The following is a 19,798-nucleotide window of genomic DNA, read 5'->3' as shown; positions in this document are numbered from 1 at the left end:
TGCGTTTCACTCTTGCACAACCCCCACACGACCAACAAGGCGCCCGTGCAACATCAAGGCCATTGACAGAAAGTCAGAAACGGGAACGGATACGCGCCGGTCGCACCGGTTTTCGACATTTTCAGATCTGCCAGGACCGCAGCCGGTCCGCCGCGCCGTAGACGTCGGTCGTGCCGGACATCAGGTCGCGGGCGAGGTCGACGAGGGCGCCGTAGGGCGGGTCGATGCCGACACCGCTGACGAACATGTACGCCACGGCCGTCGCACATGCGAAGCGGGCGTTGGCCGAGGGCAGCGGCCGGAGCACGGTGATGGTGTGCAGCAGCGCGGCGGCCCGCCAGGCCGCGTCGGAGTTCACCCCGAGGCGCGGCGGGTCGACGCGGTGCCGGGCGACGGCGGCGACGAGCGCGGAGAAGTCGTTGACGGTGGGCTGGTCCGGCAGGACCTCCTCGTGGCGCTGGAGCAGCCACGGCACGTCGATATGGATGACGGGTGCCATCGGTCAGGCGGCCCGCCCTTCGCCCTTGCTGGGCGGTTCGTCGTCGGGGAAGGCGGCGGCGAACTCGTCGGCGTGGGTCGCGAAGAACCTGCGGAAGGCCTCCGCGCCCTCCTGGAGGGCCCGGTGGCGGGCTATGTCGGCCGCGGCCGCCTCCCGCACGAGTGCCTTCATGGACGTACCGCGCTCCTTGGCGATCTGCCGCAGGTCCTCAAGTTCGCGGTCGCTGAACTCCACGTTGAGAGCTGGCATGCCTTCACGGTACCGCTCGGGTACTGACTCGTAAATACCCCCAGGTCAGGGGGTAGGTCCGGCGGTACCGAAGGAAGTGCGCCGTCGGCCATCCGCTGAGATCTGCATCACATCGCACGGCCCGATGTCACATTCCGGGGCCCCGCGCGGCTCGCAGTGGTGAGCGCGTCTCTGGGAGGACCACGCATGACCGAGATCCCCGTACCCGGCACCGCAACCCCGCTCGACGAGGCGACCGGGGTGTTCGTCGACCATCGCGAGCTGCTGTTCGGCGTCGTCTACAACATGCTCGGCAGCGTCGCCGACACCGAGGACGTCCTGCAGGAGACATGGCTGTCCTGGACGGCCCGCGGCGGGGGCGCTCCCCTGGCCGGCGTCGACAATCCCCGGGCCTACCTGGTCCGGGTGGCGGTCAACCACGCGCTGCGGCGCCGCGCCGTGATCAGCCGCAGGCAGGAGACGTACGTGGGCTCCTGGCTGCCCGAACCCCTGGTCGCCGACGAGGGAGCCGACACCGCCGACGGCCCGGCCCTGCGCTCCGAGTCGGTGTCGCTGGCGATGCTGGTGGTCCTGGAGGCGCTGACCCCGCTGGAGCGGGCCGTGTTCGTCCTGGGCGAGGTGTTCGGCTACCCGCACGCCGAGATAGCCGAGATCATCGACCGCTCCCCCGCCGCCGTACGGCAGTTGGCGCACCGGGCCCGGGAGCATGTGCACGCGCGGCGGCCCCGGTACGAGGCGCATCCGCGGGTGCGTAGGGAGGCGACCGAGCGGTTCGTGCGGGCGGCGCTCGGCGGGGACATCGCCGAGCTGATGGAGGTGCTCGCGCCGGACGTCACGGCGTGGACGGACGCCGGCGGCAAGCGCAGGCCGGCGAGCCTGCGCCCGGTGCACGGCCGGGACAAGGTGGCCCGGCTGCTCACCTCCGGACGGGGCGGCCCGAGCAACCCGGTGTTCCGCTACCGGCGCGTGAACGGCGACGACGCGGCGGTCCTGTTCGACGGCGACGCGCCCTACGCCGTCCTGGTCCTGGACCTCACCCCGGAGGGCGACCGGGTGTGCGGCATCTACGTCGTCGCCAACCCGGACAAGCTCGCCCACCTGCCCAGGGAGGCGGCGTGAGCCCCGGACGCGGCGAGCGGCTCGCGGACTGGTTCGACGGCCGGCTCGGCACCCACACGCTCGGCCGGAAGTACCTGCGCAAGGTGTTCCCCGACCACTGGTCCTTCCTGCTCGGCGAGATCTGCCTGTACAGCTTCGTGGTGCTGGTCCTCACCGGCGTGTATCTGACGCTGTTCTTCCATCCGTCGATGAACGAGGTGACGTACCAGGGGAGTTACACGCCGCTGAACGGCGTGCGCATGTCCGAGGCGTACGCCTCCACGCTGGACATCAGCTTCGACGTGCGCGGCGGGCTGCTGATCCGGCAGATGCACCACTGGGCGGCGCTGGTCTTCGTCGCCGGGATGCTGACGCACATGATGCGGCACTTCTTCACGGGCTCGTTCCGCAAGCCGCGGGAGGTCAACTGGCTGTTCGGCTGGCTGCTGCTCTTCCTCGGCCTGTTCGAGGGCCTGTTCGGCTACTCGCTGCCGGACGACCTGCTGTCGGGCACGGGCCTGAGGTTCGTGCACGGCGCGCTGCTGTCGGTGCCGATCGTGGGGACGTACCTGGCGATGTTCCTGTTCGGCGGCGAGTTCCCCGGCGACGACATCGTGGCCCGCTTCTACTCGCTGCACGTCCTGCTGATCCCCGGGGTCATGGCGGCGCTGATCGTCGTCCACGTGCTGCTGGTCGTGTACCACAAGCACACCCAGTTCGCGGGCCCCGGGCGCACCGAACGCAACGTCGTGGGCGCGCCCTTCATGCCGGTGTACCTGGCGAAGGCGGGCGGCTTCTTCTTCCTGGTGTTCGGAGTGCTCACGCTGATGGCGGCGGTGGCGACGATCAACCCGGTATGGTCGTACGGCCCCTACCGCGCCGACCAGGTGTCCACGGGCGCCCAGCCCGACTGGTACCTCGGTTTCGCCGAGGGACTGGTGCGGATCATGCCCGGCTGGGAGATCACACTGTGGGGCCACACGCTGGTGCTGGGCGTGTTCATCCCGATCGTGGTGTTCCCGCTGCTGCTGCTGTTCATCGGCGTGTACCCGTTCCTGGAGGCCAGGTTCACCGGGGACAGGCACGAGCACCATCTGCTGGACCGGCCGCGCAACCGCCCGGTCCGCACGGCGATCGGGGCGGCCTGGATCAGCCTCTACCTGGTGCTGCTGGCGGGCGGCGGCAACGACATCGTGGCGACCCGCTTCCATCTGTCGATCAACACGGTGACCTGGGCGGTGCGGATCGCGATGTTCGTCGTCCCGGCGGTCGTCTTCGTCGTCACCCGGCGGATCTGCCTGGGGCTGCAGCTACGCGACCGGGAGCTGGTGTTGCACGGCCGGGCCACCGGCGTGATCAAGCGGCTGCCGCACGGCGAGTACGTCGAGGTGCACGAGCCGCTCGACCAGGCCCGGTTGCACACCCTGACCGCCCATGAGCGGCCTGCGGAACTCGTGCTCAGGAGTGGGCCCGACAGAACTCCCGGACAGTCCGGTTGAACGGCTCCGGAGCCTCGATGTTGCTGAGGTGCCCGGTGCCGGGCAGCACGACCAGGGTGGCCTCCGGGATCGCCTCCAGGAGCGGACGGGCGACGAGGTCCACCGGCGAGCGGGTGTCGAGCTCGCCCCACAGCAGCAGGGTCGGCACCGTGATCCTGGGCAGCAGGTCGCGCTGGTCGGCCTCGGCCATGATGGTGAGTTCCGTCCGCATGCTCCGGGGCCGGGTGTCGGCGGACATCACGGACAGCAGGCGGACGACTTCGGCCGGTGGCCGCCCGGCGAACAGGCCGGGCATGGTCGGTGCGAACTCCTCGTCCGGGACCGCGAGCATCCGCTCCGCCCCCTCGACCCGCGACCGCACCTCCGCCGGAGGCAGCGAGCCTTTCCAGCCCGCGTAGGTGTCCACGAGGAGCAGCGTCCGGACGAGCTCGGGGTGGTGCCGGTAGAGCTCCAGTACGACAGTCCCGCCCCAGGACAGGCCGAGGACATGCGCCGGGCCTAGATCCACGTCCTCGATGACGGCCGCCAGACAGCGGGCGTAGTCGGCCAGCGTGAAGGACGGCGGTACGTCGGAGGAGCGGCCCGCACCCGGTTCGTCCCAGGCGACGACGGTGAACTCGTCGGCCAGGTCCTCGGCCTGCGGACGGAACAGGCGGGCGTCCGTCGTGGCGCCGTGCGCGAGCACGAGGGGCGGGCCCTGGCCCACCCGGTCGTAGGCGACCTCGATGCCGTCGACCCGCACCGCTGGCATGACACCAGGCTACGCGCGCGTGCCGGGGGCGTCCTGTCGGTGGACTCCCCCGGCACGCGGCGGGCTCATCCCCTCGCTACCCCTGGTCCGCCACGAAGGCGGCCATGCGGGTCAGGGCGGCGTTCCAGTTGATCGTGTGCTCGTTGGTCGACCAGGACTGGATGTCGTCGATGTAGCAGAACTGGCCGACACAGCCCTGGAGTTTGCTCTGTGCGTAGGGGTCCTGGATGCTCGAGTTCGGTCCGCCCGCGAGGGTGCCCTTCGGCGGGTTCGGCAGGTTCGGGTCGAGCTGGCGGGCGTACCAGCGGCTGTGCTGGTTCTGGGCGCTGACCTCGCCGTAGCCGGTGACGTAGGAGATGTTCAGCGCGTTGCGGCCCAGGATGTAGTCCATGCTCTGGAGCGCGCCGTCCCGGTACTTCGTGGCGCCGGTGATGTCGTACGCGGTGGCGAGGACGACGGCGTTGTTGAGGATCTGGTGGGTGGAGCCCCAGTCGTACTTGTTGCCGTCCGGCGCGTACGGCATGCCGTAGGGGTGTGCCTTCAGCGTGGCCAGGTAGCGGTCGGCGCCCTGGACGACGGACCGGCGGACCTTGTCCCGGCCGGGCAGCTTGTTCGGCACCGTGGCGAGGTCGAGCCGTCCCGCCGCGGCCGTGCGTGCCCAGTCGAAGCCGAGCGGGCCGAAGATGTCGGCATTGTGGACCGGCGACTTCAGGACGTACTCCGCGAACCGCTTCTCCCCCGTGCTGAGGTACAGCTCGGCCGCCGCCCAGTAGAAGTCGTCGGTGACGTCGCTGTCGGGGTAGGCGCCGCCGCCGATGCCGTCGCTCTCGGAGGCGTGGCGGTCGGGGTGGGCGAGCGCCGCCGACCAGGCCTTGCGGGCGGCTGCCAGCGCCCTGTCGGCGAACGCCTTGTCGTAGGGCCGGTAGAGGCGGGCCGCCTGTGCGGCCGTGGCCGCGAGGTTCAGGGTGGCCGCGGTGGACGGCGGGTGCAGTTCGCGCTTCTGCGGGTCGTCACTGGGCAGCAGCGGCAGCCCGGTCCACTGCTCGTCGTGCATCTTGTGGTGGGCCATGCCGGCCAGCGGCTTGTCGTCGGGCACCTGCATCCTGAGCAGGAACTCCAGCTCCCAGCGGGCCTCGTCGAGGATGTCGGGAACCTTGTTGCCGCTCTCGGGGACGGCGAGCGTGCCGTCGCCGAGCTTGCCGGCGTCGCCGGTGCGGGCGTGCAGCGCGCGTTCGTGGGTGCTCAGCACCTCCCAGGTGGAGATGCCGCCGTTGACGACGTACTTGCCGTGGTCGCCGGCGTCGTACCAGCCGCCGCTGACGTCCAGGGTGTAGTCGCAGACGCCGGGCTGGCACGGCACGGCGGTGTCGCCCTTGTTGGGTGCCACGCCCACGTGCCCGGCCGGGCGGCCGTAGCCGGGGCGCAGGTCCTCGCGTATCGCGATGCCGCTGCGCTGGGTGTAGTAGTACTTCGCCGAGTCCACCCGGAGCCGCTCGTAGGCGCTCGCGTCGATGTCGAAGGGTCGGCTGGTCTCGCCGTCGGCGACGAGTGTGAGACCCGTGTTCTTCTTGCGGTACGCGCCGAAGTCGATCGTGTGGACGTTCTGCCCGGAGGAGGCGTCGACGCCGCGCGGCACGGTCGTGCCCCGGGCGACCACCGTTCCGTCGGAGGTCTTCAGCTGCCAGGGCAGTTTCGCCGTGGCGTCGGTGACCAGGGTGGCGTTCTTCGGCCCGGCGGGCAGATAGGCGACCTGGTTGACGCGGACCCGGGGCCCGGTGTCGGGCTCGTACGGCTCGGGCGCCACCCCGCCGAGCAGCGAGACGTCGTCCATGCACAAGCGCCACGGGTCCGCGCTGCCGCCGAGCTGGAAGGCGACCTGGCCCTGGGCGGTGTCCACGGGCGAGGTGAAGGTGTAGGAGTAGGTGTCGCCGGAGACGCTGAGCTGCGGTGTCACCTCGTGGTAGGTGTCGTAGGGCGACACCGACAGGCCCACGATCGCCCGCACGACGTGTCCCGCGGGCGTGCCGGCCGCGCTGAAGGAGAAGCGGTACGACTCGCCCTTGACCAGGGTGATGTCGTTCTGCCCGACTGCGGCGTCCCAGCGGTTGGTGGTGCCGCCGGGGACGTCGGCGCAGAGCCGGCCGTCGGACAGACCCGCGGTGACGTTGCTGGTCGCCCACCACGGGTCCATGGTCGTGTCGAAGGTGCCGTTCCTGACCTGCTCGGTCTCTTCGGCCCCGGCCGGTGCGGAGGGCAGCGCGGTGAGCGCGGTCGCCAGGAGGGCCGTCAGGGACAACAGGACGGTTCTGCGTCGTTTCACGTCTGGGCTCCTCTGGGGAGGTGCGGGTGGCGCTCGGCGTGGGAGCGCTCCCAGATGCGGATGCACGCCATGGTTGTGGCTGATGTGACGCCACGTCAACGGTCCGGACGGGACTGCCTGTTCGCCGCCCGCCCGGACCGTCGTGCCCGGGGGCTCAGGCGGCCGGGGTCTCCAGCCGGCTGATGCGCAGGGCACCCCGGGCCTCGTCGGGGTGGCGGCTCGTCATCGTGAGCCGGATCCGGGAGCCGCGCACGGCCTTGAAGGTGATCACCGTCGGGGTGTCGGAGGCGGTGGCCCAGTCGATCGCCGTGTCCTCCACGGCCCGCCACGCCCGGCCGTCCCACACCGCCACCTCGATCGCCGCGGGCAGGCTGTGCGTGGCGTCCACGGTGAAGGAGACGTCCACCCGGTCGAAGCCGCGGGTGCGTCCGTGGTCGACCGTGACCCAGTCCTCGGTACGGGCCCCGTCGAAGGCGGGCAGCAGGGCCGTGGCCTGCTTGTAGAAACCGTTGGACCAGCCGGTGGCCGGATCGCCGTCGAGCATGGCGGCGGGCAGGGTGTCCGGGCGGCCGGAGTAACTGGCGTCCGCATGCGGGTAGTCGAGGGGCGCGGGGTGCTCCGGCCGGAAAGCGGGCGGGGCGGTCTCGGCCCGGTCCCCCGCCCGGGTGGCGCGGACGGTCGCCGTGCCGGCGCGCAGGCCGTCGGCGCGGGCGGTCACCTTCACCGTCCCCGCCTTCGTGCCGGAGCGGACGATGGCGAGGGCCTTGCCGTGGAAGGCGGTGCGGGTGCTCGCCTGGTAGCGCTCGGCGCTCTCCTGGCGGCCGTTGTCGAGCCCGGCGAGGGAGCCGCCCGCCACCTCGAAGGAGAGCAGGTGCTCCGCGTCGGGCACCACCACACCGCGCCGGTCGACCACCTCGGCGGTCACGAAGACCAGCGAACGCCCGTCCGCGGCCAGGGACTTGCGGTCCGCAGTCAGACGTATCGCGTGCGGGGCGCCGGCGGTGCGCAGCACGTCGGTGGCCACCACCTTGCCGTCCCGCCGCGCGACGGCCTTCAGCTCGCCCGGCCGGTAGGGCACCTTCCAGGTCAGGTGGAGCTTGCCGGCGCTGCCGTTGGGGCTGGTGTAGCTGCCGGGATAGGGGCCGTCGGTGAAGTTCTTGTCGTCGCCGGTCGCCTCGGTCGTCTCCAGGTACGTGCGGCCGTCGACGGTCTTCTTGGTGTCGAACCGCCGTACGCCCAGGGACTTTCCGTTGAGGAACAGCTCGACGGTGTCGACGTTGGCGTACGCCCAGACCTCGACCGTGTCGCCCTCGGCGTGGTTCCAGGTCATCGGCAGCAGGTGGACCATCGGCTTGTCGGTCCACTGGCTCTGGAACAGGTAGTACATGTCCTTGGGGAAGCCCGCGGTGTCGACCGCGCCGAAGAAGGACGCCTTGACCGGGAAGACGTCGTACGGCGTGGGCTCGCCGATGTAGTCGATGCCCGACCACAGGAACTGCCCGGTGAACCACTTGCGGTCCCGGTCCTTCTTGTGGCCGTACTCGCCGCTCATGGTCCAGGAGGCGAGGTTGTTGTCGTAGGAGGAGGTGCCGCGCCTTCCCGGCGTGTAGTTCTCGCCGGTGTTGAGGTGTTCGGGCTCCTGGTACTCGCCCCGGGTCGAGGTCTCGGACGAGGATTCGGACTCGAAGAGGAAGAGGTGCGGGTAGGCGGCGTGCAGCTGGTCCACCGACTTGGCGGTGTTGTAGTTGAGGCCGAGGCCGTCCAGCTTGGCCAGCATCAGGTCGGCCGCGGAGCCCTTGGCGGGGAGGCGGCGGTACTTGTCGGAGCCGATGACCAGCGGGCGGGTGTCGTCGGCGGCCTTGATCGCGGTGATGATCCGGTCGGCCATGGCGAGGCCGGCGGTGGAGGTGGAGTCGGGGACCTCGTTGCCGATGGACCACATCAGCACGGCGGGCGAGTTGCGGGCCGCCAGCACCATCTCGGTGGTGTCCTTCTCGCACCACTCGTCGAAGAACCGGCCGTAGTCGTACCGGTTCTTCCCGGTGCGCCAGCAGTCGAACGCCTCCACCAGCATGACGACGCCCATCTCCTCGCAGACCTGGATCACCTCTGGCGCGGGCGGGTTGTGGGAGGTGCGCAGGGCGTTGACGCCCATGGACCGCATGATCTCCATCTGGCGGCGGACCGCGTCGACGCTGACGGCGGCGCCGAGCGCGCCCAGGTCGTGGTGGAGGTCGACGCCCTTGAGCTTGTGGTGGGTGCCGTTGAGGAAGAAGCCCTCGTCCGGGTCGAAGCGGAAGGTGCGGAAGCCGAAGGGCGTGCGGTAGGTGTCGGTGATCCTGCCGCCGACGCGCAGTTCGGTGTGCAGCATGTAGCGGTGGGGGGCCGCGATGTCCCACAGCTCGGGGCGCCGGACGGTGAGTTCGTGGGTCTCGGTCCTCTCGCCGGTGACGGCGGCCGTGGAGGAGGTACGGGCGACCGTCCGGCCCTTCGGATCGACGATCCGGGAGACGACCTCGACGCCGGCGCCCGCGCCCGACGCGTTGACGACCGAGGTGTCGACCCGTACGACGGCCCGCTCGGCGGAGATCTGGGGTGTGGTGACGCGGGTGCCCCAGCGGGCCACGTGCACCGGCTCGGTGATCACCAGGCGGGCCTCGCGGTAGATGCCGCTGCCCGAGTACCAGCGGCTGCTGGGGAGCCGGTTCTGGACCTTGACCGCGAGCACGTTCTCGGTGGTGCCGTCGGTGTGCACCAGGTCGGTGAGGTCGAGCGCGAAGCCGGTGTAGCCGTAGGGGTGGCGGCCGGCCTCCTTGCCGTTGCAGAAGACGGAGGAGTCCATGTAGACGCCGTCGAACTCCACCGAGATCCGCTTGCCGGCGAGGGCGGACGGCAGGGTGAAGGCGAGGCGGTACCAGCCGAGGCCGCCGGGGAGGAAGCCGGTGCCGCTGGTGGTGCCGTGCTCGGTGGTGGGGGTCTGCTCGATGCTCCAGTCGTGCGGGACGGCGATCTCGCGCCATCCGGAGTCGTCGTGTCCGGGAAGGTGGGCGTCGGCATAGGCGCCGGTCGGGTCGGTGAGCCCGCCCGGGTTGACCAGCGCGAAGCGCCAGCCGTCGCGCAGGGGGACGGTGCGGCGGCCGGACGCGCCGCGCGCCACCTCCGCGGCCCACGCCTCCGGGGCGCCCAGCAGTGTTCCGGCCGCGGGCGCGGCGGCGGAGGCGAGCAGGACCGATCTACGCGTGACCGACATGGCGGCTCTCCCTCATCAGGGCCCAGAAGTACTCACAACTCATCGTGAACAAACAGATTCTGTCGAGGTGTCACACAGGGCCGTCAAGGGTGCGGCGGCGTCGTTCTGTCCCGGGCGTCACATCGGCCGGAATTGCGCCTTGACCGTGCTCGGCCGGGCGGCACAGGGGTTACCGGTCCACGTCGGGCGCCCACGGACTAGGCTGGAACTCAAGCGACCTCCCTGATCACTGTGAGTGTCCGTATGGAGTGGCGACGATGAGCCCGGACGAGCCGTTCGACGATGGCGTGGCCGCCCGTGCCGTCATCGCCGCCGACGGCACGCTCACCGAGTGGAGCGAAGGCGCACACCGTCTGCTGGGCCACACGGCCGCCGAGGTCCTGGGCCGCCCGGCCGCCGAGCTGCTGGCCGACGGAGCGGAACCGCCGCCCGTGCCCGCCGACGCCCGCTGGAGCGGGACGCTCACGCTGCGTCACCGCGACGGGCACACGGTCTCCGCGTGGGTGCTCGCCCACCGCAGACCGCCGGACGGCCCGGAGACGGCCGAGTGGCTCGCCGTGTCCCCGCCCGAGGCTCCCCGTCCGGAGCTGCCGGACGACCCCCTGGTGCGGGCGGCCCTGACGCAGTCGCCCTGCGCCACGATGATCTTCGACGAGCGGCTGCGGCTGCGCGGCGTCAACGACGCCATGGCGGACCTCGTCGGGCTGCCGGCCGAACGGCTGCGGGGCCTGCGGCCCACCGACATCGGCAGCCGGTCGCAGAACGCGGAGCTCGAGGAGTACCTGCGCCGCGTGCTGAGTACCGGCCGGCGGCAGGACATGCAGACGTACATGAAGGCCAGCGGCGAGAGCCGGGCCGCGCACGCCTGGCTGGCCCGGCTCGCACCGCTCACCGACGGCTCGGGGCGGGTGCGCGGCGTGTGCGTGACCGCCCACGACTTCAGCGACCAGTACCGGTCACGGGAGCGGCTCCAGCTGGTCAACGAGGCGAGCGTGCGCATCGGCACCACCCTCGACGTCACCCGTACGGCCCAGGAGCTGGTGGACGTGTGCGTCCCGGCGCTCGCCGACTTCGTCAGCGTCGACCTGCTCGACGCACGGGAGCACGGCGGCGAGTCCGCCGGCCCGCCGACCCCTCCGGTGAGCCTGCGCCGGGCCGCCCACCAGTCGGTCAACCCGGGCAGCCCCGAGGCCGTGGCCAAGCCGGGCCAGGTGGACGTCTATCCGGAGGACTCCCCGCAGGCCGCCTCGCTCATCGCCGGTCACGCGGTCGTGGCCTCCGGAGCGGACGGCGGCGACCTCGAGAAGTGGCTGGCCTGGGACCCGGTCCGGTTCCGGCGGGTACGCGAGTACGGCATCCACTCCACGATGTCCGTGCCGCTCCAGGCCAGGGGCTCGACCCTCGGGGTCGCGGTCTTCACCCGCTTCCGGCGCCCCGAGCCCTTCACCGCCGACGACGTGCTGCTGGCCGAGGAGGTCACGGCCCGGGCCGCCGTCTGCATCGACAACGCCCGCCGCTACTCCCGCGAGCGCGAGACGACGCTCACCCTGCAACGCAGCCTGCTGCCCCGCACACTGCCGCGCACCGCGGCGGTGGAGGCGGCCTCCCGCTACCTTCCCGCCACCCGCTCCGGCGTGGGCGGCGACTGGTTCGACGTGATCCCGCTGTCCGGGATGCGCGTCGCGATGGTCGTCGGCGACGTCGTCGGGCACGGCATCCAGGCCTCGGCCACCATGGGCCGGCTGCGCACCGCCGTCCGCACCCTCGCCGACATCGACCTGGCCCCCGACGAGCTGCTCACCCACCTCGACGACCTGGTCGTCCGGCTGTCCCAGGAGTCCGGCGGCGACGCCGCCACCGGGGAGGTCGGCGCGACCTGCCTGTACGCGGTGTACGACCCCGTGTCGCGACGCTGCACCCTGGCCCGGGCCGGGCACCCGCAGCCCCTGCTGGTCCCGCCGGACGGCCCGGCCCGGCAGCTCGACCTGCCCTCCGGTCCCCCGCTCGGTGTCGGGGGGCTGCCGTTCGAGTCCGCCGAGGTGGAGCTGCGGGAGGGCAGCGTCCTGTCGTTCCACACGGACGGGCTGCTCGCGAGCCGCGAGCGGGACGTCGACGCGAGCCACCGGATGCTCCGCGAGGCCCTGTCGGCTCCCTCCGACTCCCTGGACGAGACCTGCGACCGCGTGCTGCACGCCCTGCTCCCGCCGGGCGGCTCCGCCGACGACGTGGCCCTGCTGCTGGCCCGCACCCGCGGCCTGCCGTCCTCCCAGGTGGCGACCTGGGACATCCCCGCCGACCCGGCGCTGGTGGCCCCCATCCGCAAGCAGGTCGTCGACCAGCTCGACCGCTGGGGGCTGATCGAGGCCACGTTCACCGCGGAGCTTGTGGTGAGCGAGCTGGTCACCAACGCCATCCGCTACGGCGCCCCGCCCATCCGGCTGCGGCTGATCCACGACGCGTCCACGCTGATCTGCGAGGTGTCCGACACCAACCACACGGCGCCGCACCTGCGCCGCGCCAAGACCTGGGACGAGGGGGGCCGCGGTCTGCTGCTGGTCGCCCAGCTCACGCAGCGCTGGGGCAGCAGGCACACCGCCGAGGGCAAGACGATCTGGGCGGAGCTGGAACTGCTCGACGGGATGTGAGCGGACGCGGTTTCTCCGCAGCCGCCGTTTCTCCATTGCCGCCGTTTCTCCATTGCCGCGTCGGACACCCGGAAGGGCATGGCCACAACGTCTCAGTCCGTACGCCGGGCGGCCTTACTCGCATGCGCGGTCACCGTCCTCGGTTCGCTGACCGCCTGCGGCACCGAGCACCGCGCCAAGACCGCCGCACAGCAGGTGCCCGCCGCCGGCACCGGTACCCGCTGTCACACCTTTGAGCTGCGCGCCTCCGTCGGCCGGATGGATCCGGGGGCCGGGCAGCGCAACTTCCCGGTCGTCCTGACCAACGTCTCCTCACGCACCTGCACCCTGCACGGCTATCCGGGCGCCGCGTTCGTCGACGCGTCCGGCAGGCAGCTGGGCCCAGACCCTAAGCGCACGCCCGGCGAGCCCGCGACCGTGAAGCTGGCGCCGGGCAAGAGCGCCTGGGCGGGGCTGCGGTACGCCAGCCCGGAGGTCAGCGGGGCCCACGCCGCGACTCCGGCGGCGCTGCTGGTGACTCCGCCGGACGAGCGGAAACCGCTGGAGGTGCGGTGGAAGGCCGGTGAGGTGCCGGTCGGCGGGAACGCGTCCTCGGTGTTCCTGACGGCGTTCGAGGCGGGCAGCGGGCCGTGAGTCCGACAGGGGCGTCGCAGCTCTCTTACGAGCCCCTGGTTTCATGGGCGGGCACGACCTGATCACGTCGCGGAGGACGCCGCCCTGAACACCCCGCTCGCCGAAGTCCTGTCCGTGGTGCTGCTGGCCGCCGTGCTGGTCTGGGCCGTGCTCCGTCCGCGGGGGCTGCCCGAGGCCGTGCCGGCGGTTCCGGCCGCCGGGCTCGCGGTCGCCGTCGGAGTGATCTCCCCGGACCACGCGTGGGAGGAGATCCAGCGGCTGGGGCCCGTGGTCGGCTTCCTCGCGGCCGTGCTGGTGCTCGCGCACTTCTGCGACGTAGAGGGGCTGTTCACGGCGTGCGGGGCGTGGATGGCCCGATGGGCGGCGGGGCGTCCCGCGCGGCTGCTGACCTCGGTGTTCGCGCTGGCCTCCGTCATCACGGCCGTGCTGAGTCTGGACGCCACCGTCGTCCTGCTGACACCGGTGGTGCTCGCCACCGCCGCTCGGATGGGCGTCCAGGCCCGGCCGCACCTCTACGCGTGCGCCCATCTGTCGAACACCGCCTCGCTGCTGCTGCCGGTCTCCAACCTGACCAACCTGCTGGCCTTCACGGCGAGCGGGCTGAGCTTCACCCGGTTCGCGGCCCTGATGGCGCTGCCCTGGCTGGTGGCGATCGGTGCCGAGTACCTGGTGTTCCGGCGCTTCTTCGACGGCGAACTGGCCGCCCCTGCGCCCTCCCCCGGCCCCGCAGGACCTCCCGAGCCGCTGCCGCTGTTCGCTCTCGTCACGGTCGGCTGTACGCTCGCCGGGTTCGTCGTGGCCTCGGCCGTCGGGATCGCGCCGGCGTGGGCTGCCCTGGCCGGGGCGCTGGTCATGGCAGGGCGGGCGCTGCTGCGGCGGAAGGCCACCCCGCTGACGGTGGTGCGGTCCGCCGCTCCTGCCTTCCTGGCGTTCGTGCTCGCCCTCGGCGTCGTCGTGCGGGCGGTCGTCGACCACGGGCTCGCCGACGCGCTCCACCGGGTGCTGCCCGACGGCTCGGGCCTGCTCACGCTGCTGGGCGTGGCGGCGCTGGCCGCCGTCCTGGCGAACCTCGTCAACAACCTGCCCGCGGTTCTGGTGCTGCTGCCGCTGACCGCCGGGTCCGGTCCCGGTGCCGTGCTTGCGGTGCTGCTCGGCGTCAACATCGGTCCCAACCTGACCTACGCCGGATCGCTGGCGACCCTGCTGTGGCGGCGGATCGTGCAGCAGCACGGAGACCGGGTCGGGCTCGGGGAGTTCACCCGGCTCGGGCTGCTCGCGGTGCCGGCCGCGCTGGTGCCGGCCGTGGTGGCGCTGTGGCTGTCGCTGCGCGTCGTCGGGGTCTGAGCCCGCGTCCGGTCAGCGGTGGCCGCCTCCGCCGTCACCGTAGCCGCCGTACCCGTAGCCATAACCGGGGTAGCCGTACTGGCCGTCCCCGTCGCAGTGGTAGCCGTAGCACTGCGATTCGGAGGGGGGCGCACTGGTCGGCGTCGACTGCGGTGCCGTCGACGTGGTGGCGGACCGGGTCGGTGTCGGTGTCGCCGTGGGCGTCTTCGAGGGCGTGGATGTGGGCGTGGGGCGCGGCGCCGGGGCGGCGGATCTCCAGTTGACGACCTCCAACTGGAGATCCGCCTTGGAGGTGTCGATCGCCCAGCGCTGACCCTCCTCGTCCGCCCGGGCCTTGAGGACGAGGGCTCCCGAGCCGTCGGTCGCGGCCGGAGCCAGGGCGAGGTCCTGGTCCCAGCGGGGCACCAGGGCACCCTGGAGGGTGAAGTCGTAGCGGATGTTCTTGGTCTCCGGCCGGGACGCTTCCGTGCAGGGGGCCAGCCGGACCGAGTAGCCGAGGTGCGAGTCCAGGCACAGGTCGGGGCCGGCGCCGTTGCGCAGCAGGCCGTCGGTCTCGTACGTCCACTGCTGGACGGCGGCCGAGGAGCAGGTGGTCAGCTCTGCCTCCGCGCCCTCGACGGCCTTGTCGCCCTCGATGCCGACGCACAGTCCGGAGGCGACGTTGCGCAGCCGGCCCCGCAGGGCGCCCTTCTCGGCGTCGCCCGCCCCGGCCCAGGAGGAGTCGCTCGTCGACTCGCCCGCACCTGAGCCGGGCGTCTTTGAGGGCCGGCCCGCACCGGCCTGCGGAGTGCCCTCGCCCGAGTTGCCCAGGGACCACACGACGAGCGGGAGGACGACCAGGCCGCTGACGGTCAGGATGCCCGCGGTGAGGTTGCGGCGGCGGGCGGCACGGCGGGCCGCCTTGTGCGCGGACCTGCGGGCCGCTGCGCGGGGGCCTTCGGCACGCGGGCCAGGGGTGGTTCCACTGGCCGGCGGGGCGTCGGGCGGGGCGGGGAAGCCGTCGTGGGCCAGAGCCTGCGCTGCTTCCCCTGTGTCGGGGGCGGGTGGCGCGGCCGGCGTGCCGACCGGGTCGGTGAACGACTCCCCGACCATGCCCGCGAGGACCACGGGGTCGGGGAAGGCCTCACCGGCCACACCCCCGGGGAGCCCGGTCTCCGCGGCGGCCGGCTCCGCGCCGGGCACCGGGGCGTCGGTCGCGTCGCTCTCCGCGGCGGCGCTCGGTCTGCTCTGAGCGTACTCCCGCCCGCCCCAGCCCAGCACGCCCTCCGCCAGGGCGAGACCGAGCCCGTGGTTGAACTGGTCGAGCTGGTCCGCGGTAGCGGCGCAGTGCCCGCAGCCCTGGATATGCGCGCGTAGATCGGGGTCGATGTCGTGGGCGCCACGCCGGTACGTGACGTCGAGCAGGCGCAGGTAGCGCCGGCACTCCTCGTCGGGCGCGAGTTCGCGGTGCAGCTGGAGGCTCTCCTCGCGCAGCCGGTCACGGGCCCGGCCCAGTTCGACGCGGGCGCCCTCCTCGTCCAGGCCGAGCAACCCGGCGGGGACGGTGAGCGGTTCGGCCTCGACCTCGACGTGCCACAGCAGGCAGCGCGCGGACTGGGGCAGCCGCTGGAAGGCGCCGGACAGCAGGCGCCGGTGCTGCTGCGGCAGCAGCCGGGCGGCCACCCGCTCCCCCTCGCCGGCCCCGGACAGCAGTTCCGGGTGGAGCATGTCGCGTCTGTGATCGGTGGCCCACTCGGCCGCGATACGCCGCACGGTGACGAGCAGGTGGGGCCGCCACGCGGAGGTGGGGCCGTTCTGGCGCAGGGTTTCGCCGAAGATCCGGGTGAATGCGGCGGTGGTGAGTATTCCGGCGGAACGCGGACCGTCGGTGCACAGCCGGGCGTAGGCGGAGGCCGCCTCCCAGTGCCGGTCCAGCAGTTCGCCGACGGGGTGAAGCGCGGGGGTCGCCCCTGTCCACTTCCTGAGCTCGGCGCTCAGTTGCTCGTCCGTCGCGCCGATCCTGCGGGCCGGACCCGGAGAATTCGACGGGCCTGCGTCGTTCACGGCTGCATTCCTCTCAAGGACATGCGGAAGAAAGTCCATACCAAGGGGTATGCCGGCCCGGTGGCCTCGCGCATACGAAGAATGGCGTCTTGTCCGAACGCCGACAAGCCACACCTTTACACAGGTCAGCGACAGGGAACAAGGGATCTCGCCGTTTCGTGCATTGCGTACGCGGCCAGGACCTTTGACAAAGTGTCAAGGTGCAGCGCAAAAGGGATTTCCGTGCTGTCCGTTCTGTTTTTTGCGACGCCTTTCCGCCCGGCTACGGGCGTCGCCCGGAAACCATTGAACTGCCGCCTGCACAGCAGCTCACACCCTCGGACCTTCCCGGCATGACTCTTTCGAGGACTCCTCCGGAACCAATGACCCCACCGCTGCTCAGTCCCGCGGGCCGCCGTGAACCGCGTTCCGGTACGTCCCGGGAGGTGTCCCGTACCGCTCGCGGAAGACGCGGTTGAAGTGGAACGGGCTGGCGAAACCCGAGGCCGTGGCGACGCGTTCCACGGGCAGGCCGGTCGCCTCCAGCAGCCGGGCGGCGTGACGCAGCCGCGCCTCGCGCAGGGCGCGCATGGGAGACTGGCCGAGCTGACGGCTGAACAGATGAGCGAAGCGGGACGGCGACAGGGAGACCTGCCCGGCCAGCGAGCGGACCGTGTGCGGGGCGCCCGGGTCGGCGTCGATCAGCTCCTGGGCCCGGTGGATCCGTGGGTCGAGGCCGACACGGGCGGTCGCCGGCCGGGCACCTGCGGTGGTGAGGAGGACGATCTCCTCCAGTGCGCACAGCGCCAGTTCGCGGGCGGCACTGCCGTGCGCGACGGCGATCTGCCCGTCCGGGGCCGCCGCGTCGGGCGGTGCCCCGGCGCCGGGCCGGCGGGCGTCGGCGTGCATCCGCCGGAACGCCGCTTCGACACGGCCGTGCACTCCGGCCGGGGCGGAGGTGACCACGTACACCCCGTCGCCGGCGTCGTACGGCCGCAGCCAAGCGGCCCACGACGGGCGGGCCTGGCAGTGCGCCCACCAGAACCGCCAGCGCCGGGCGCCGGGCTCGACCGCGTAGCCGTGCGGGGCACCCGGGGCGAGCACGACCAGGTGGCCCGCGCCGGCCGAGGTCTGCACCCCGCCCTGCCAGAGTCGCCCCCGGCCTCCCGTGGTCCAGGTGAAGAGCCAACTCGCGGAGCCGCGCGGCCGGTTGACGCCGTATCCGGGCAGCTGGTCGAAGTGGCCGAGCACGACCAGGCCGGGCGGCGGCGCGGGGTCCCCGTCGTGGCCGTGCTCAGCAGTGCCGGGCAATCCGTCAGCACGCACGGGCATCCTCCTCGGTGGCTCGGTGGCCTAGCGTGTCGTGCCTGGGACCACTGACCGAGGAGTGCGTTCATGACAGTCACGGGCAATGGCGCCGCCGGCGCTTCCATCCTGGACCCTGCCGGGCTCCGGCGGCACCGGGAGGGGTTCGAGGAGGACGGTTTCACGGTCGTGCGCGGGCTCTTCGGGGCCGACGAGACCGAGCGGCTGTGCGGGGAGTTCTCGGCGCTGCGTGCGGCCGGCCCGGTTCCCGGGCACTTCGAGCCGCGCGCGTCCGGGCCGGGCGCCGATCCGCTGCACGTCTGGCCGCGGGTGATGCACCCGCACGAGATCAACGACCTCGCTCGCGACGTCCTGCTGGACTCCCGGCTGCGGGCGGTGCTGGAGGAGCTCCTCGGGGAGGAGGTCCTGGCCGCGCAGAGCATGTTCTACTTCAAGCCGCCGGGCGCCCGGGGTCAGGCACTGCACCAGGACAACTTCTACCTGCGGGTGGAGCCGGGCACGTGTGTGGCGGCGTGGCTGGCCTGCGACGTGATCGACCGGGAGAACGGCGGGCTGGAGGTCGTGCCGGGCACGCACAGGATGGACTTGTTCTGTCCGGAGGAGGCGGATGCGGGGGTGTCGTTCGCCCGGGAGTACGTTCCGCCGCCGCCCGGCCTGGCCGCCGTGCCGGTGGACATGGAGCCGGGGGATGTTCTGTTCTTCAACGGCAGTCTGGTGCACGGGTCCCAGCCGAACCATACGTCTGACCGGTTCCGGCGGTCGTTCATCGGGCACTACGTGGGCCGGTCGGCGGAGCGGATCGGGGGGTTCTACCGGACGCTGACGATGAACGGGGCGAGGGTGGAGTTGCCGGAGAGTGAGGGGGCGGGCCCCTGCGGGACGGAGTTCGCGCCGCAGGGGCCCCACTGAGCGCTCCGCGGGAAAGGCACCCCTGCTTTCAGTGACCGGCGATCGGATGCGGCGTGTAGGGCCGCTCCAGTTCCTCGAGTTCCTTGTCGCTGAGCTCCAGCTCCACCGCTGCCACGGCGTCCGCCAAGTGCTGCGGCTTCGACGCTCCGACGATCGGGGCCGTCACCGTGTCCTGGTGGAGCAGCCAGGCGAGGGCGACCTGGGCGCGGGGCGCGTCCCGCTCCCCGGCGATGCGGGTGACCGCCTCGACGATGGTGCGGTCGCCCTCCGGGTAGAGGTTGCTGCTGAAGGGGTCGGTGGCGCCGCGCTCACTCGTGGAGTCCCAGTCGCGGGTGAGGCGGCCGCGGGCGAGCGGGCTCCAGGGCAGCACGCCGACGCCCTGGTCCGCGCAGAGGGGCAGCATCTCGCGCTCCTCCTCGCGGTAGAGGAGGTTGTAGTGGTTCTGCATGGAGACGAAGCGGGTCCAGCCGTTCAGCCGGGCGGTGTACTGGGCCTTGGAGAACTGCCAGGCGTACATCGAACTCGCCCCGATGTAGCGGACCTTGCCCGCCTTGACGACGTCGTGCAGGGCCTCCATCGTCTCCTCGACCGGGGTGTGCGGGTCGAAGCGGTGGATCTGGTAGAGGTCGACGTAGTCGGTGCCGAGGCGGGTGAGGCTCTGGTCGAGCTCGCTGATGATCGCCTTGCGGGACAGTCCGCCGCCGTTGGGCCCGGGCCGCATCCTGCCGTGCACCTTCGTCGCCAGCACGATCTCGTCGCGGCGGGCGAAGTCGCGCAGGGCCCGGCCGACGATCTCCTCGCTGGTGCCGTCGGAGTAGACGTTCGCCGTGTCGAAGAAGTTGATCCCCGCCTCGACGGCCTGCCGGATCAGCGGGCGCGAGGCATCCTCGTCGAGGGTCCACTCGTGACTGCCGCGGTCCGGCAGGCCGTAGGTCATGCACCCCAGACAGATCCGGGAGACGTCCAGGCCCGTCGAACCGAGCTTCACGTACTGCATCGTTGCTGCTCCTGCCTTCGGGAGTGTTCCAGACGGAGCGTACGTGCTCGTGTGCACTCGAAGGCGAGCCGAGCGGCACCGGCTGACGGACCGTCATCGTTGCTGCCCCAGGTGACCGACCGGCGTGGGAGCGGCCGGCCGGCGGGACCGCCGACGCGTCCTCGGCGCGGGTGACCGGTGCCCGGCCGGTCGGTGCGAACGGGAGGACGCCGTGGCGGCACGACGCAGGACACTCAGGATCCTGACGCTGTGCGCA

Annotated in this window: 14 protein-coding genes; 6 read left to right on the top strand and 8 right to left on the bottom strand. The window is 72.0% G+C overall.

Going from position 1 to position 19,798, the window contains the following annotated elements:
* Window positions 1-121 precede the first annotated feature (121 nt).
* Together PV963_RS41460 and PV963_RS41455 are read right to left on the bottom strand one after the other, a co-directional pair.
* Window positions 122-499, bottom strand: a complete 378-nt coding sequence (locus PV963_RS41460) for a toxin Doc (protein WP_086604073.1) — start codon at window positions 497-499, stop codon at window positions 122-124.
* A gap of 3 nt (window positions 500-502) precedes the next feature.
* Window positions 503-748 (bottom strand): hypothetical protein, encoded by a 246-nt coding sequence (locus tag PV963_RS41455; protein WP_003994883.1) that lies wholly within the window; start codon window positions 746-748, stop codon window positions 503-505.
* Window positions 749-934: 186 nt separating this feature from the next.
* Between PV963_RS41455 and PV963_RS41450 the strand changes: the two genes are divergently transcribed.
* Together PV963_RS41450 and PV963_RS41445 are read left to right on the top strand one after the other, a co-directional pair.
* A complete protein-coding gene (locus PV963_RS41450) occupies window positions 935-1,867 on the top strand; it encodes a sigma-70 family RNA polymerase sigma factor (protein ID WP_274821594.1) in 933 nt (310 codons plus the stop codon).
* Window positions 1,864-3,345, top strand: a complete 1,482-nt coding sequence (locus tag PV963_RS41445; protein ID WP_274821593.1) for a cytochrome b — start codon at window positions 1,864-1,866, stop codon at window positions 3,343-3,345. Before PV963_RS41450 ends, PV963_RS41445 begins: the two co-directional genes overlap by 4 nt.
* On the opposite strand, the gene PV963_RS41440 is transcribed toward PV963_RS41445, so the two are convergent.
* From PV963_RS41440 to PV963_RS41430, 3 genes are all read right to left on the bottom strand, one after another.
* Window positions 3,305-4,096, bottom strand: coding sequence for an alpha/beta fold hydrolase (locus tag PV963_RS41440; protein WP_274821592.1), 792 nt, complete (start codon window positions 4,094-4,096; stop codon window positions 3,305-3,307). The genes PV963_RS41445 and PV963_RS41440 overlap by 41 nt on opposite strands.
* 76 nt (window positions 4,097-4,172) lie before the next feature.
* Window positions 4,173-6,416, bottom strand: coding sequence for a glycoside hydrolase family 9 protein (locus tag PV963_RS41435; RefSeq protein ID WP_274821591.1), 2,244 nt, complete (start codon window positions 6,414-6,416; stop codon window positions 4,173-4,175).
* A 154-nt stretch (window positions 6,417-6,570) separates the two neighbouring features.
* Entirely contained in the window at window positions 6,571-9,666 is a 3,096-nt protein-coding gene (locus PV963_RS41430; protein ID WP_274821590.1) for a glycoside hydrolase family 2 TIM barrel-domain containing protein, read from the bottom strand.
* Between the two features lie 257 nt (window positions 9,667-9,923).
* Here PV963_RS41430 and PV963_RS41425 point away from each other — a divergent pair, with 257 nt between their 5' ends.
* From PV963_RS41425 to PV963_RS41415, 3 genes are all read left to right on the top strand, one after another.
* On the top strand, window positions 9,924-12,311 hold the full coding sequence (locus PV963_RS41425) for a SpoIIE family protein phosphatase (RefSeq protein ID WP_274821589.1): 2,388 nt from the start codon (window positions 9,924-9,926) through the stop codon (window positions 12,309-12,311).
* A gap of 78 nt (window positions 12,312-12,389) precedes the next feature.
* Complete coding sequence (locus PV963_RS41420; protein ID WP_274821588.1) at window positions 12,390-12,944, top strand: DUF4232 domain-containing protein; 555 nt, start codon at window positions 12,390-12,392, stop codon at window positions 12,942-12,944.
* 84 nt (window positions 12,945-13,028) lie between these two features.
* The gene (locus PV963_RS41415) at window positions 13,029-14,288 is read left to right on the top strand and encodes an SLC13 family permease (protein WP_274822276.1); all 1,260 of its coding nucleotides are present in this window, start codon (window positions 13,029-13,031) and stop codon (window positions 14,286-14,288) included.
* Window positions 14,289-14,300: 12 nt separating this feature from the next.
* On the opposite strand, the gene PV963_RS41410 is transcribed toward PV963_RS41415, so the two are convergent.
* Window positions 14,301-16,331 carry an RICIN domain-containing protein gene (locus PV963_RS41410; RefSeq protein ID WP_274821587.1) on the bottom strand — a complete coding sequence of 677 codons (2,031 nt, stop codon included), beginning with the start codon at window positions 16,329-16,331 and terminating at the stop codon, window positions 14,301-14,303.
* A gap of 378 nt (window positions 16,332-16,709) precedes the next feature.
* On the bottom strand, window positions 16,710-17,642 hold the full coding sequence (locus tag PV963_RS41405) for a helix-turn-helix domain-containing protein (protein WP_274821586.1): 933 nt from the start codon (window positions 17,640-17,642) through the stop codon (window positions 16,710-16,712).
* Between the two features lie 63 nt (window positions 17,643-17,705).
* On the opposite strand from PV963_RS41405, the gene PV963_RS41400 reads away from it, so the two are divergent.
* On the top strand, window positions 17,706-18,545 hold the full coding sequence (locus tag PV963_RS41400) for a phytanoyl-CoA dioxygenase family protein (protein WP_274821585.1): 840 nt from the start codon (window positions 17,706-17,708) through the stop codon (window positions 18,543-18,545).
* 28 nt (window positions 18,546-18,573) lie between these two features.
* Here the strand turns inward: PV963_RS41400 and PV963_RS41395 are convergent, their stop codons facing one another.
* On the bottom strand, window positions 18,574-19,542 hold the full coding sequence (locus PV963_RS41395; protein WP_274821584.1) for an aldo/keto reductase: 969 nt from the start codon (window positions 19,540-19,542) through the stop codon (window positions 18,574-18,576).
* Window positions 19,543-19,798 lie beyond the last annotated feature (256 nt).

Source organism: Streptomyces coeruleorubidus, from assembly GCF_028885415.1.
GTDB classification, from domain to species: domain Bacteria; phylum Actinomycetota; class Actinomycetes; order Streptomycetales; family Streptomycetaceae; genus Streptomyces; species Streptomyces coeruleorubidus_A.
Note: the sequence above shows the minus strand (reverse complement) of the source record. Positions and strands in the feature narration are given on the sequence as shown.

Coding starts and splice junctions, on each gene's coding strand:
- PV963_RS41420 (WP_274821588.1), top strand. CDS start 12,390: ATGGCCACAACGTCTCAGTCCGTACGCCGGGCGGCCTTACTCGCATGC.
- PV963_RS41400 (WP_274821585.1), top strand. CDS start 17,706: ATGACAGTCACGGGCAATGGCGCCGCCGGCGCTTCCATCCTGGACCCT.
- PV963_RS41455 (WP_003994883.1), bottom strand. CDS start 748: ATGCCAGCTCTCAACGTGGAGTTCAGCGACCGCGAACTTGAGGACCTG.
- PV963_RS41430 (WP_274821590.1), bottom strand. CDS start 9,666: ATGTCGGTCACGCGTAGATCGGTCCTGCTCGCCTCCGCCGCCGCGCCC.
- PV963_RS41425 (WP_274821589.1), top strand. CDS start 9,924: ATGAGCCCGGACGAGCCGTTCGACGATGGCGTGGCCGCCCGTGCCGTC.
- PV963_RS41460 (WP_086604073.1), bottom strand. CDS start 499: ATGGCACCCGTCATCCATATCGACGTGCCGTGGCTGCTCCAGCGCCAC.
- PV963_RS41405 (WP_274821586.1), bottom strand. CDS start 17,642: ATGCCCGTGCGTGCTGACGGATTGCCCGGCACTGCTGAGCACGGCCAC.
- PV963_RS41450 (WP_274821594.1), top strand. CDS start 935: ATGACCGAGATCCCCGTACCCGGCACCGCAACCCCGCTCGACGAGGCG.
- PV963_RS41440 (WP_274821592.1), bottom strand. CDS start 4,096: ATGCCAGCGGTGCGGGTCGACGGCATCGAGGTCGCCTACGACCGGGTG.
- PV963_RS41395 (WP_274821584.1), bottom strand. CDS start 19,542: ATGCAGTACGTGAAGCTCGGTTCGACGGGCCTGGACGTCTCCCGGATC.